The sequence below is a fragment of the Nocardia colli genome (assembly GCF_008704205.1).
In the GTDB taxonomy this organism is placed as follows: Bacteria; Actinomycetota; Actinomycetes; order Mycobacteriales; family Mycobacteriaceae; genus Nocardia; species Nocardia colli.
Window position 1 is genome coordinate 294,259 of the sequence record NZ_VXLC01000015.1, and the last position, 13,079, is coordinate 307,337.

General features: G+C 66.2%; 11 protein-coding genes. 4 read left to right on the plus strand and 7 right to left on the minus strand.

Going from position 1 to position 13,079, the window contains the following annotated elements:
• Nucleotides 1-81 precede the first annotated feature (81 nt).
• A complete protein-coding gene (locus tag F3087_RS28430; protein ID WP_150405121.1) occupies nucleotides 82-1,434 on the plus strand; it encodes a cytochrome P450 in 1,353 nt (450 codons plus the stop codon).
• Nucleotides 1,435-1,562: 128 nt separating this feature from the next.
• Nucleotides 1,563-3,023, plus strand: a complete 1,461-nt coding sequence (locus tag F3087_RS28435; protein ID WP_150405122.1) for an aldehyde dehydrogenase family protein — start codon at nucleotides 1,563-1,565, stop codon at nucleotides 3,021-3,023.
• A gap of 6 nt (nucleotides 3,024-3,029) precedes the next feature.
• Here the strand turns inward: F3087_RS28435 and F3087_RS28440 are convergent, their stop codons facing one another.
• The 4 genes from F3087_RS28440 to F3087_RS28455 form a co-directional block, all read right to left on the minus strand.
• Entirely contained in the window at nucleotides 3,030-3,821 is a 792-nt protein-coding gene (locus F3087_RS28440; RefSeq protein WP_223885433.1) for an ABC transporter permease, read from the minus strand.
• A 10-nt stretch (nucleotides 3,822-3,831) separates the two neighbouring features.
• Nucleotides 3,832-4,668, minus strand: coding sequence for an ATP-binding cassette domain-containing protein (locus tag F3087_RS28445; protein ID WP_150405124.1), 837 nt, complete (start codon nucleotides 4,666-4,668; stop codon nucleotides 3,832-3,834).
• Nucleotides 4,665-5,138: a MarR family winged helix-turn-helix transcriptional regulator gene (locus F3087_RS28450; RefSeq protein ID WP_150405125.1), complete on the minus strand. Its 474-nt coding sequence runs from the start codon at nucleotides 5,136-5,138 to the stop codon at nucleotides 4,665-4,667. Before F3087_RS28450 ends, F3087_RS28445 begins: the two co-directional genes overlap by 4 nt.
• Nucleotides 5,139-5,208: 70 nt before the next feature.
• Complete coding sequence (locus F3087_RS28455; RefSeq protein ID WP_223885410.1) at nucleotides 5,209-6,489, minus strand: NtaA/DmoA family FMN-dependent monooxygenase; 1,281 nt, start codon at nucleotides 6,487-6,489, stop codon at nucleotides 5,209-5,211.
• A gap of 157 nt (nucleotides 6,490-6,646) precedes the next feature.
• On the opposite strand from F3087_RS28455, the gene F3087_RS28460 reads away from it, so the two are divergent.
• On the plus strand, nucleotides 6,647-7,441 hold the full coding sequence (locus F3087_RS28460) for an SDR family NAD(P)-dependent oxidoreductase (protein ID WP_150405127.1): 795 nt from the start codon (nucleotides 6,647-6,649) through the stop codon (nucleotides 7,439-7,441).
• 18 nt (nucleotides 7,442-7,459) lie between these two features.
• On the opposite strand, the gene F3087_RS28465 is transcribed toward F3087_RS28460, so the two are convergent.
• Nucleotides 7,460-7,990: a DUF1697 domain-containing protein gene (locus F3087_RS28465; RefSeq protein WP_150405128.1), complete on the minus strand. Its 531-nt coding sequence runs from the start codon at nucleotides 7,988-7,990 to the stop codon at nucleotides 7,460-7,462.
• 180 nt (nucleotides 7,991-8,170) lie between these two features.
• On the opposite strand from F3087_RS28465, the gene F3087_RS28470 reads away from it, so the two are divergent.
• Entirely contained in the window at nucleotides 8,171-8,533 is a 363-nt protein-coding gene (locus F3087_RS28470; RefSeq protein ID WP_150405129.1) for a VOC family protein, read from the plus strand.
• 81 nt (nucleotides 8,534-8,614) lie between these two features.
• On the opposite strand, the gene F3087_RS28475 is transcribed toward F3087_RS28470, so the two are convergent.
• Together F3087_RS28475 and F3087_RS28480 are read right to left on the minus strand one after the other, a co-directional pair.
• Nucleotides 8,615-9,496, minus strand: a complete 882-nt coding sequence (locus F3087_RS28475) for an aspartyl/asparaginyl beta-hydroxylase domain-containing protein (RefSeq protein ID WP_150405130.1) — start codon at nucleotides 9,494-9,496, stop codon at nucleotides 8,615-8,617.
• A gap of 90 nt (nucleotides 9,497-9,586) precedes the next feature.
• Nucleotides 9,587-13,030, minus strand: coding sequence for a non-ribosomal peptide synthetase (locus F3087_RS28480; RefSeq protein WP_150405131.1), 3,444 nt, complete (start codon nucleotides 13,028-13,030; stop codon nucleotides 9,587-9,589).
• Nucleotides 13,031-13,079 lie beyond the last annotated feature (49 nt).

Below are 13,079 nucleotides of genomic sequence, written 5' to 3' on the forward strand. Positions count from 1 at the left end.
GTTGCCGCGCGCCTCTTTCGGTGTACTGTCCAGACACATGTCCAACGCGCGTATGGGCATGTGTTCTGGGAAGGATTGTCGATGGCACTGGTCAAGCCGCAGCGGGTGTCCGGGGGCGCCGATGAGCACGGACATCTGGAGGAGTTCCGCAGCGATCCGATCGCGTTGATGCGGCGGGTGCGGGCCGAATGCGGGGATGTCGGGGCATTCGAGCTGGCCGGGCGGGACGTGATTCTGCTGTCCGGGGCCGACGCCAACGAGTTCTTCTTCCGGGCCGGTGACGACGAGCTGGACCAGGGCGCGGCATATCCGTTCATGAAGCCGATCTTCGGCGAGGGGGTGGTGTTCGACGCGAGCCCGGAGCGGCGCAAGGAGATGCTGCACAACCAGGCGTTGCGGGCCGATCACATGCGCGGGCATGCCGCGACGATCGCCGGTGAGGTGGATCGAATGCTGGCGGGGTGGGGAGATACGGGGGAGATCGATCTGCTGGAGTTCTTCGCCGAGTTGACGATCTATACATCCTCGTCGTGTTTGATCGGGCGCAAGTTTCGCGGAGAGCTGGATGGGCGGTTCTCGCATCTGTATCACGAGCTCGAGCAGGGGACCGATGCGCTGGCCTATGTCGATCCGTATGCGCCGATCGAGAGCTTCCGCCGCCGGGACGCGGCGCGGGAGCAGCTGGTCGAGTTGGTGCAGGCGATCATGGACGGGCGGGCGGCGAAACCGCCTGCTGGCAAAGGCGATCGGGACATGCTCGATGTGCTGATCTCGGTCAAGGATGAGGACGGTGCGCTGCGGTTCTCGGCCAGCGAGATCACCGGGATCTTCATCTCGATGATGTTCGCCGGGCATCACACGACCTCGGGGACCGCGGCGTGGACGATCATCGAATTGCTGAGGCATCCAGAGGTTTTGGGCACGGTGGTGCGTGAGCTCGACGAGTTGTACGCCGACGGTTCGGAAGTCGGTCACAACGCGTTGCGGCAGATTCCGAATCTGGAAGCGGCGCTGAAGGAGACGCTGCGGCTGCATCCGCCGCTGATCATTCTGATGCGGATCGCGCGGGACGAGTTCGAAGTGTGCGGGCATCGGATCGCGGCGGGGGACATGGTCGCGGCGACGCCGGCGATCTCCAACCGCATCGCGGCGGACTTTCCGGAGCCGGATGCGTTCGATCCCGCGCGCTATCTCGATCCACGGCAGGAGGACATCGTCCATCGATGGACCTGGATTCCGTTCGGGGCGGGCAGGCATCGGTGCGTGGGGGCGCCGTTCGCGTTGATGCAGTTGAAGGCGATCTTCTCGATCCTGTTGCGGGACTGGGAGTTCGAGCTGGCGCAGCCGTCCGATACCTACCGCAACGATCACTCGAAGATGGTGGTGCAGTTGCAGCAGCCGTGCCGGGTACGGTATCGGCGTCGGCGGTCGTAGATGTCGATGCGCTGCTCTTGGACGAGCGCGCCGAATTTTCCTCGATTCGCCCATCCCGCGCCCGGAATTCCGGTACTGCCTTGGGTGCGGCAGCGTCGGTGCTGGGCGCGGTAGCGAATCGAGGAATCATGACCATTGCGCGTGGGCTGCTGATCGGCGGCAAGGATGTCCCGGCCGAGGGCGGCCGGACTACCGAGGTGATCACCCCGCATACCGGGAACGTGTACGCGAGGGTGGCTGCCGCCACGGCCCCGGATGTCGCCGCCGCGGTCGCTGCGGCGGCCGCGGCAGCCGAGCCGTGGGCCGTGGTGAGCCCGTTCGCGCGGCGCAAGATCTTTCTCGCTGCCGCCGACCTGCTCGACGCCAGGCTCGAACAGGTTGTTGAGCTGATGGCCGGCGAGACCGGAGCGACCTTCGGTTGGGCGGCGTTCAATGTGTCCTTGGGCGCCAACATGTTTCGTGAGGTAGCCGCGGCGGTGACCGCGCCGCGTGGGGAGGTGCTCGCCGCCGAGCAGCCGGGCGCGCTGGGGTTGGCGGTACGGGAGCCGCTCGGGGTGGTCGCCGCGTTCGCCCCGTGGAACGCGCCGATCATCCTCGGCAGCCGGGCGGTCGCCGCCGCACTGGCCGCCGGAAATGCCGTGGTGCTCAAGCCGAGTGAGGCCGCGCCGCTGTCGAGCGGGCTGTTCATCGCGGATATCCTGCGGGAGGCCGGATTGCCGGACGGCGTGCTGAACGTGGTGACCAACGATGTTTCCGATGCCGCCGAGGTCGCGCAGGCGTTGATCGGTGACGAGCGGGTGCGTGCGGTGAACTTCACCGGTTCCACGAAGGTCGGTCGCATGATCGGAGTCCTTGCGGCGCAACATCTCACGCCCGCGGTGTTGGAGCTCGGCGGCAAGAACTCGGTGGTTGTGCTCGCCGATGCCGATGTCGACTACGCCGTACAGGCTGCTGCTTTCTCGATGTGTGCCAATGCGGGACAGATCTGTATGTCGGCCGATCGGTTGCTGGTGCACGAGTCGTTGGCGGAGGAGTTCACCAGCAAGCTCGTCGCGGCGGTGTCCGCGCTTCCGACGGGCAGTCCGGAGGAGCCGGCCACCGTGATCGGGCCCTTGGTCAGCGAGGCAGCGGCCGCACGGGTTGCCGGGTTGATCGCCGATGCGACCGGCAAGGGCGCGAAAGTGCTTGCGGGTGGCGGTGTTCCGCAGGGTGCGCGGTATCCCGCGACGTTGTTGACCGGGGTGCCGCGCGAGGCTGAGTTGTACCACGCCGAGTCGTTCGGCCCGGTGTGTGTCATCGATACCTTCCGCACCGACGAGGAAGCCGCGGACAAGGTCAACGACACCGAGAACGGGCTGTCCGCCGGGGTGATCACCGAGAACCTGAGCCACGGCCTGCGCGTGGCCCACCGGCTGAAGACGGGGATCGTCCATATCAACGATCAGTCGGTCGGCGACGAACCGCAGGCGCCGTTCGGCGGGGTCAAGAGTTCCGGCTACGGGCGGTTCGGCGGACGCTGGGGCATCGAGGCGTTCTCCAACACCCGCTGGATCACCATGCTGACCGAGCACGCCCAGTTCCCCGGCTGAGCGCCGCTATCGGGTCAGTCTGCCGAGAAGCGAGGCGGCGCAGGCGATTCCGAGGACCGCGGACAGCACGAGGACGCCCAGGTCGAGCCAGAGGTGGTAGGTGCCGCCGACGAGCAGTCCGCGCAGGGCGTCCACCTCGTAGCTGAGCGGGTTCACGTGGCTGATCACGCGCAGCCAGCCGGGCATCAGGTCCAGCGGGTAGAGGGCGTTGGAGGCGAAGAACAGCGGCATGGTGATCGCCTGGCCGATGCCCATCAGGCGGTCGCGTTTCACCACCAGGCCGGCGATCGTCATGGACAGGCAGGCGAAGAACGAGGCGCCGAGGAGCACGGCGACCACCGCGCCGAACAGCTTCAGCGGATTCATCGTCATGTGCACGCCCATGATCAGCGCCAGCACCACGATGATCAGCACCTGGGAGACCGCGCGGACGCCGGCGGCGAAGCATTTGCCGGTGATCAGCGCGGCTCGCGGGGTGGGGGTGACCATGAGCTTGTTGAGGATTCCGGCGTCGCGGTCCCAGATCAGCATGATGCCGTAGAAGATCGCGATGAACAGCGCCGACTGCGCGATGATGCCGGGCGCGAGGAAGTCCAGGTACGGCATGTTCCCGGTGGGGATGGTGTGCAGCCGGGAGAAGGTGGTGCCGAAGATCAGCAGCCACAGCGCGGGTTGTACTGCGCGCGTGACGAGTTCGGTGCGGTCGTGGCGCAGCTTCTGGAGTTCGACGAGGGCGAAGGTGTTGATTCGGGAGCCCAGGGTGAGCAGCCGCCCGAGGCCGTGCGGCGCCAGGCGCAAGGGGCGGTAGTCAGCCGGCGCGTTGAGCGGTCCGGCGGGTGCTTCGGACACCACGCAGTCCTCCTTCGGTGGTCGAGTCCTCGTCCAGGTCGGCGCCGTGATGGCGGAAGACGTCTTCGAGGGTGGCGTCGGGGCCGAGCGCAGCTTTGAGTTCGGCCGGTGAGCCGACTGTTTGCAGTTTTCCCTTGTGCAGCAGAGCGACTCGGTCGCAGAGCAGATCGGCCTCGGCCATGTAGTGGGTGGTGAGCAGGACCGTGGTGCCGAAGCGGTGGCGCAGGTCGCGCACGCGATCCCAGACGCTGTCGCGGGCAATGGGATCGAGGCCGACGGTGGGTTCGTCGAGGACCAGCAGGGCGGGGCGGTTGACCAGGGCCTGGGCCAGTTCCAGTCGGCGGACCATACCGCCGGAGTAGCTCGAGGCGAGGCGATCGGACACGTCGAGGAGGTCCATGGCGGCCAGCACCTCGGTCACCCGGTCGGCGCGTTCGCGGCGGGGGACATCGAACAGCCGGGCGAACCAGGTGACGTTCTGCCGGCCGGTGAGGGCGCCCTCGATCGAAAGCTGCTGGGGGACATAGCCGAGGTTGTAGCGGATGTCGATGTCGCGGCGGCCGACCTCGAAACCGAGGATGCGGACCGTGCCCGCTTCGACCGGCATCAGCGTGGTGAGCAGGCGGATCGTCGTGGTTTTGCCCGCGCCGTTGGGGCCTAGCAGGCCGAATACTTCGCCTCGATCGATGCGCAGGTCCAGGTGGTCCACCACGGTGTGGTCGCCGTAGCGGTGGGTGAGGCCGGTGCATTCGACGGCCGGGGAATCATCGGGTGGAGCAACGGAATTCGATCTCATCTGCGCGTCCTCTGTTCGTGTTCGTGCAGGATCCCGGTGAGCTTGCCGACGACTTCCAGGCCGCGGATCAGTTCCGCGCGTTCGTCGGCGGTCAGCTCCGCGAGCGCGGTCGCGACCAGATCGTGCCTGCGCCTGCGTGTTTCATCGACGGATCGCTGAACCGGGCCGGGCAGGCTCAGCCGGGTCGCGCGCCGGTCCGCCGGATCCGGCTCGCGGACCAGCAGTTCCGACTTCACCAGCGCGGTGACGAAGGTCGACACGCTGTTCGGCGCGAGCCCCAATTCGGTCGCCGCCGCCTTCACCGAGATGTCCGGGTTACGCCCGACCAGACGCAGAAACTCCGCCTGCGCCGCACTGACCCCCGGCTGATCGAACGATCGCCCGACCAGTCGAGCCACCTGCCTGCGGAAACGACCGAACGTACTCATCAGCCGCTCGACCAGCTCCGCCGACTCCAGCGTCTCCTCCATGTCGCCATATTAGCTCTGACTCAGAGCTAAATCTAGAGGGCGCTCTCCGGGAGGCCGCGCACCGGCCGGGCTAGGCGCCTGCGTGTGGGGGTAGCGGAGGGAGTTCGAGGTTGGCGCGGAAGGTGTTGCCTACGTAGTCGGTGCCGACGATGTTGCGGCGGCGGAGTTCCGGTAGGAGGCCGTTGAGGAGGAAGTCGCGGGTGCGGGGGTCGGCGAGGCCGCCGAGGCTGATGACGTCGAGGACGCCGGCATCGTAGCGTTCGGCGATGGCGTCGGCGAGTTGTTCGGGGGTGCCTGCGGCGGCCCAGTGGCCGGTGTCCTTGGCGGCGATGATCAACTCGCGGAGGGTTTTTCCGGAACGGGCGAAGCCGCTGAAGATCTCGACGCGGCCGCGTCGGCGGTGGACCGAGTTCACGTCGGGGAGAAGGTGTTCCGGGATCGGCTTGTCCAGTGGGAGATCGGACAGGTCGACGCCGCCGCCGAGCATGTCGGCGAGGGCGCTGCGGCCCGCGACGAAATCGGTGGCCTCATCTCGTTCGCGGACCAGCCGGCGGACTTCGGCTTCGGAGGAACCGTAGGTGGCGTGGAACGAGCTCATGATCAGGGGGAGTCCGTCGGCTCGGCCCAATTCGGTTGCGCGGGTGCGGATCTTCTTCGTGTAGGTGATGGCGTCGTCGAGGGTCGGCAGCGAGGTGAAGACCACCTCGGCGAAGCGTGCGCCGAGTTCGATGCCTGCCTCGGACTGGCCGGCCTGGAACTGCACCGGGCGGCGTTGCGGTAGCGGCGGGATGTTCAGTGGGCCGCGGACGGTGAAGTGTTCGCCCGCGTAGTCGATCGGCCGGACCAGATCGGCGTTCAGGGTGGCGCCGCCGTTTCCGTCGGAGGTGAGGGCGCCGGGGTGCCAGCTGTCGAACAGCGCGTTGACGACCTCGAGGGATTCCGCGGCGCGCGCATAGCGTTCTTCCGGAGACGGCAGATCCTGGTCACCGTAGTTCTCCTCGCCGACCGAGGAGGTGACCGCGTTCCAGGCGGCGCGGCCGTTGCTGACGTGGTCGAGCGTGCCGAACAGCCGGGCCAGATTGAACGGGTGGTGGAAAGTCGTTGTCACGGTGGCGATCAGGCCGACGTGGGTGGTGACCGAACTGAGCGCGGACACGAAGATCAGCGGTTCCTGCGCACCGATCGCGCCCTGGTTTCCGAACGTGAGCAAGTCCGCGGCGAACAACGCGTCGAACTTGTTGGCTTCGGCGAGTTTCGCGATATCGATAGCCGAGGCCAGCGTGGATTTCCCTGGATTCAGCGCGGCTCCGTAGACATCGGGCGAACCACTGACTCCGGTAACAGTTTTCAACGGCCGCCGCCGTGTAGCACCCACTCGTTCGACGTTAAGAGGTCGGATCGGACGAGGCGATGGTTACCCTCGGCGTGAACGAAACCGCCCTCGGTTGCCCAGCGAACGCCCCGCGCGTCGGGACGACCTGCTCGGCGAAGTGCGGCACCATCGAAGCATGCACATCGATCTATCGGGACGACGCGCAATAGTTTCGGGTTCGAGCCAGGGAATCGGCCTGGCCATCGCCACCGAACTGGCCAGGTCGGGGGCCTCCGTGACCGTGAACGGGCGGGATCAGGCGAAGACCGAGGCCGCGTGTGCGACGATTGTCGACGAGGTGCCCGCCGCCGTCGTCACCCCGGTCGCCGCGGACCTCGCCTCCGCCGCGGGCGCCGAGATCCTGCACGAAGCGGTCGGTGAGGCGGACATCCTGGTGAACAATCTCGGCATCTTCGGCGCCAAGCCGGTGCTCGAGATCGACGATGACGAATGGCGGCGCTTTTTCGAGGTCAATGTGCTGTCGGCGGTCCGGCTGATCCGGATCTACCTGCCGGGCATGATGTCCCGCGGATTCGGCCGGGTGATGAACATCGCCAGTGATTCCGCGGTGGTCACGCCGCTGGAAATGGTGCACTACGGCACCACCAAGACCGCGCTGCTCGCGGTGACTCGCGGATACGCGAAAGCCGCTGCGGGAACCGGGGTTACCGTCAATTCGGTGATGGCCGGCCCGACTCACACGCCCGGCGTGGAGGACTTCGTGCGTGAGCTGGTCGGCGACGAATTACCGTGGGACGACGCGCAACGCGAGTTCATGCGGGAGCATCGCCCGTACTCACTGATCCAACGCCTGATCGAGCCCACCGAAATCGGCAACATGGTCGTCTACCTGAGCTCGGAGTTCGCCTCCGCGACCACCGGCGGCGCCGTCCGCGTCGACGGCGGATACATCGACTCGATCCTCCCCTGACGGGGGAGGAGTCCTTGCTCAATCGAGCATGCCGGCGATCTTCCGGACGGTGTTGCAGTTGCGGATGGTCATGCGCTGGGAGGGGCCGGGGCCGGCCAGTTTGGAGATGCCGGTTTTGTTGACGTCTTTGCCGTCGAAGGCCCAGAGGATCGCGCCGGGAACGTATTTCACGGTGTCGATGCCGTCCTTGGCGGGCAGCTTCTCGACGATGTCGGGGGAGTCGATGTCGGCCCACAGGAACATCACGTTGCAGCCCATCGACTTGCCGTGCACCCAATTGTCCGGCAAAGCGTCGGTGATCTTCTTGTACGCGGTTTTCGTGAGGGTGACGGCGTCCACCTTGAAGCCGAACGTGTCCTTGATGATTTTCTCCACCGCGTCGTTCACTTTGGCCGTCGCCTGCGAACTCTTCACCAATACGTTGCCGGAATTGATGTAAGTTTTTACGTCGGTGAAGCCGCCCTCTTCCAGGGCCGCTTTGAGATCGGCCATGCTGACCTTATTCTTGCCGCCGACATTGATGCCTCTGAGGAGGACGACATATTGCATGGGCCGGATTTTACGCGACGGGTAGTCGAGATGTCACTGTATTGCTACCGAAGTCGTTGACCGCCAGCGGATATCGGCCACGGGGTAGCGGACCGCCGCCCGCGTGCGACGCGCCGCGAAACGCCGATGTTGCTGGATGGAAACTATGACTTTGTCGGTACCCGATGGGATGCTTGCCTGATGGACTGGAAAATCGAGCTCATCGCGATCCCGGTGACCGACGTGGATCGTGCCAAGGACTTCTACGTGAAGATCGGTTTCAACCTCGATCAGGACAATGCCCAGGGTGATCTACGGTTCGTGCAGCTCACCCCACCCGGCTCGGCCTGCTCCATCTGCCTCGGTAAAGGCATGCCGCAGGGCGAACCCGGCAGTGTCCGCGGCGTCCACATCGTGGTTGCCAGCGCCGACGACGCCTACAAGAAGTTGCTGGACGCGGGTGTGGACGTGAACCCGGTCGAGGAACTGAGCTGGGGCAAGTTCGTGTACTTCGCCGACCCGGACGGTAACGAGTGGGCCGTCCAGGAGTTGCCGATCAAGTAGCAGCGCCGCGGCCTCGTGCGGTGGTGGGTGTCCGAGCGGCACGCCACCACCGGCAGGACTTCGCGGCCTCGAACCGGGGCGCTACCCGGTCAACGCCCAGTCGTTGATGGAGAATCGTTCGCCGAGCGCCCTGGCGTCGACCATGTACTCGCTGATCTCGGCGGCCTTGGCCGCCAAGTACTTGTCGCCGGTGCCCTCGCAGATCCGCAGCAGCCACTCGTAGGTTTTCTCGGCCGGCACCTCGTAGTCGAAGTGGACCTTGGCGAGCAGGAACAGGATGTCCTTGAAGTTGCGGCGATCGACCACCGGGGTCAACCCGAGCAGTCGCTGCTCGTCGGCGCCGGTGAAGGTCCGGCGCTGCCGGATCTCCGGTGGGGTGTCGCGGTTGTAGGTGCCGCGATCGCGGAAGATCGCCGCCTCGTCCCGGTCCGCGTCCAGGACGAAATCGACGCAGATCGATTGGCGGGACACGGTCGAGAAATTCACCGCCGAATGCACCGCCGCCGCGTCGAGATACCACAATTCACCGGGTCGCATCCGGAAAACATTGTCGCTGTCGGAGTGGAAAGCCTCCGGGTTGTCCTCCAGCACCATGAACGTCCGGAAGTAGTTGTCGTTGTCGCGTTCCAGCTCGACGAAATCGCGATGCGGCAGCACCATGGCGTCGATGAGATTGCGGGCGCGCACCATCTTGACCCGGTTACGGTCGAAGACCGTTTCCACCAGGTCGGTCAGATAGGTGGTCTTACGCCCGTGATCGGTGGTGATCGCGGCGCCCTCGATGTCCCGGTATTCGGTGTCATCGGTGAGTCCGCTGCTGTTGGCCAGCGAGATGTTCTTCCAATACCCGGAGGAGAACTCGTCGTATTTCTCCTCGACCCGTGGCACGCCGGCCAGGTAGTCCAGATCGGACGCTAAACGCTTGGCGTCCAGGTCTATACGAGCGATAATGTGTGACCGCATGTGCCTTCCCTAGTGTCATTCGAGGCTCCGTCGATACAGAAGTCCCGATCAGTGATTTACCGATGGACAATCCCGCCGATGCCGAACCAGCTACGCAATCGTGGTGTTCACCTCTCCGTTCCCGGCCTCGGGCGGCGGCCCGGAATTGTCGGACAGCGCCGCCAACATCGCGTCGAGTTCGGCCTCCGGCAAGCTCGCGATCCAGTTGTCGTCGTCGACCTCCAGCCCGCCCGGCGCGTCCTGGTCGAGTTCGCCGAGCATGTCGGCCATCGACTGCAGGTTCGAGTTGAGGAACAGCGTCTCCATCGGCACCTCGAGGCCGAAGCCGGTGCGAATTCGGGACACGAGCTGCACGACCATGAGCGAATGCCCGCCGAGCTCGAAGAAGTTGTCCTCGGCGCCGACACCGTTGATGCCGAGCATGTCTTCCCAGATGGCGGCCAGTGCCATGGCGGTCTCGCCCTCCGGCGGGGCCATCGACCCGCGCGACCTCGCCTCGGTGCGTTGCAGTGCCGCGAGGGTGCGCTGATCGATCTTGCCGTTGCTGGTCAGCGGCAGTTCGTCCTGGACCAGGATGGTGGTGGGCACCATCCAGTCGGGCAAGGTGCGCAACAGCGCGCGCCGCAGCTGGGTCGGGGTCGGCGCCTGAGCCTCGGCGGGGACGACGCAGGCCATCAGTGCTGTGCTGCCCACCCGGTCGTCGGCGACGAACACCGCGCACTGCGCGACCTCCGGCAATTGCAGTAGCGCGGAATGGGTTTCGCCGAGTTCCACCCGGTGGCCGCGGATCTTGAACTGGTGATCCGCGCGGCCGAGGTAGGCGAGTTCGCCGTCGCGGCGGCGGATGGCGGTGTCGCCGCTGCGGTACATCCGGGCGCCGGGTTGCGAGCTGTACGGGTCGGGCAGCATGCGCGCGGCGGTCATCGCCGGTGCGCGCTGGTAGCCGAGTGCGACGCCGGCGCCGCCGACGAAGATCTCGCCCGGAATCCCGGGCGGCACCGGCTCGAGTTCGTCATCGAGGAGATACAGCGTCAGGTCCGGTAGTGGCCGGCCGATCAACGACCCGGACTGGTCGGTGTCCGCGCTCGACAGTCGTCGGAAGGTCACGTGCACAGTGGTTTCGGTGATGCCGTACATGTTCACCAGCTCCGGCCTGCGGTCGCCGAAGGTGCGGAACCATTCGTGCAGGGTGGCGAAATTCAGTGCCTCGCCGCCGAATACGACGTAGCGCAGGGAGAGCTCGACCGGCTTGGCGACGGCGACTTGCGCGAGTTGAGTGAAGGCGGAAGGGGTTTGACTGAATACCGTCACTTCCTCTCGCGCGAGCAACTCCAGCAGCGCGTCCGGAACCCTGGTCAGCCACTGCGGAACCACGACGACGCGGCCGCCGTGCAGCAGCGCACCCCACAGTTCCCAGACCGAGTAGTCGAAGGCGTAGGAGTGGAACAACGTCCAGACGTCGTGTTCGCCGAGGTCGAACACGTGCTCCGCCGCGGTGAACAGGCGCAGCACGTTGGCGTGCGAGACCACCACGCCCTTCGGGGTGCCGGTCGAGCCGGAGGTGTAGATGATGTAGGCGGGCGCGGACGGGGGCACGACAGCGCTCACCACATCTGTCGAGGCATTCGCGAGTTCGGTTGCCTGCCAGTCCAACTCGATGATCGGAGCTGAGGTGGCGGGGAGCCGGTCGGTGAACCCGGGCGCGGCTAGCACCGCGGTCACCGCGCAGTCGGTGAATTGGATCGCGGTCCGGCTGGACGGGCTGTCCGGATCGATGGGCAGATACGCCGCACCGCATTTCAGCACGGCGAGCACGGCCGTCGGCAGGTCGACGGTTCGATCGACCATCAAGCCGACGATCGATCCCGGCCTGACCCCTTGGCGGACAAGCACATTCGCCAGCCGATCGGACCGCAGGTCCAGTTCGGCATAGGACAGCCGGGTGTTCTCATCGCACACCGCGATCGCGTCCGGACGATGCACCGCCTGATAACGGAAACGTTCGTGCAGTGCGGTGTCGACCGCGCCGAGTTCGGTTCTGCGGTCGCCGATCAGCTCGTCATTCTCGGCCTCAGTCAGCAGCGGCACCGTGCACAACGGGCGATCGGGGTCGGCCGTTCCCTCCTCCAGCAGCCGGGTCATCCAGCGGCCGTAGGTCTCGATGGTGGAGTCGTCGAAGAGCGCGTCGTCGTACGGGAAGTAGCCGATGACCCGGTCGTCCTCGCACCACAGCTCGACCATCAGGTCGTAATGCGTTACGCCGCCGTCCAATTCGGCGAAGCCGACGTCCAGGCCGAGCAGGTCCGGCGGCCGCGGGGCGGCGTCGCGCAGGCTGAACGAGGTCTGGAACACCGGTGTCACGCCGGGCACCCTGGCCGGGGACAGCTCGCGGACCAGCATGTCGAAGGGCAGATCCTGGTTGATCAGCGCGCCCGCGAACACGTCCCGGGTGCGTTGGATGAGCTGCCGCAGGGACGGCCGGTCGTCGAGCCGGATGCGGACCGGCAACCAGTTCAGGAAGTAGCCGAGCAGCTGTTGCAGCGCGGGCTGTGAGCGGCCGGCGATGGGCACGCCGACCACGAGATCCTGCTGCCGGGTCAGCCGGGAGAGCAGGGCGAAGTAGACGGCGAGAAAGACTACGTTGAGGGTGGCGGAGTTCTCCTTCGCCAGCCGGCGCGCGGTCGCGGTCAGCCGCACCGGGAACTCGATCGGGCAGAACTTGCCCTGCGAGGTCCGAATCGCTTGCCGCGGACGGTCGGTCGGCAACTCGAGCAGGCCGGAGTAGCCCGCGAGCTGGGTCCGCCAGAAGTCGAGCTGGCGCTCGAGCGACTGCTTGTCCAGGATCTCCCGTTGCCAATAGGCGAAGTCCGGATACTGCACTTCGAGCGGCGCGAGGGTGACCGGCCTGCCGAATTCGCCGGAGTAGTACGCGCCGAGTTCAGTAAGCAAGATGCCCAAAGACCAAGTGTCGGAGACGATGTGGTGCTGGACGAGGAGGAAGAGATGATCGTCGGCGCCGATCTCGTACACGTCGCAGCGCAGCAGCGGTCCGGTGAGCAGGTCGAACGGCTCGCCCACCGACTCCGAGGCGTGCTCGCGCGCGGCCTGCGCCGGGTCGGGCAGCTCCCGGAACTGGTGCACGACGAGCGGCACGTCCATGTGGTCGAGCACGACTTGGCGGGGGTTGTCATCCTTCAGCACCAGTACTGTGCGCAGGGCCTCGTGCCGCTCGACCACGCGGGCGATGGACCGGCGCAGCGCCTCGACATCGAGGGGGCCGCGCAACCGTAATGCGGTGGGCACGTTGAAAATCTGGCGCTGGGTGAACAGTTCGTTCATGAACCAGAGGCGCTCTTGCTCGAACGACGCGGGTATGTGGGTGAGGGTGGCCGGCCGTCGGCGGATGGTCCCGCTCGATTCCGCGCCGCGCTCGGCCATGATGCGTTCCACGAGAGCCCGCTGCGCGGGGCTGAGCGCGGCCAGTCGCTGCTGTAGGGCGTTGTCGGCGGCAGTTTCGTCTCGTTGCTCGATCATCTCCCCGTTCCTCTCCTATCGCCTCGGCAAGCGCCACGTGCGGCCGTCG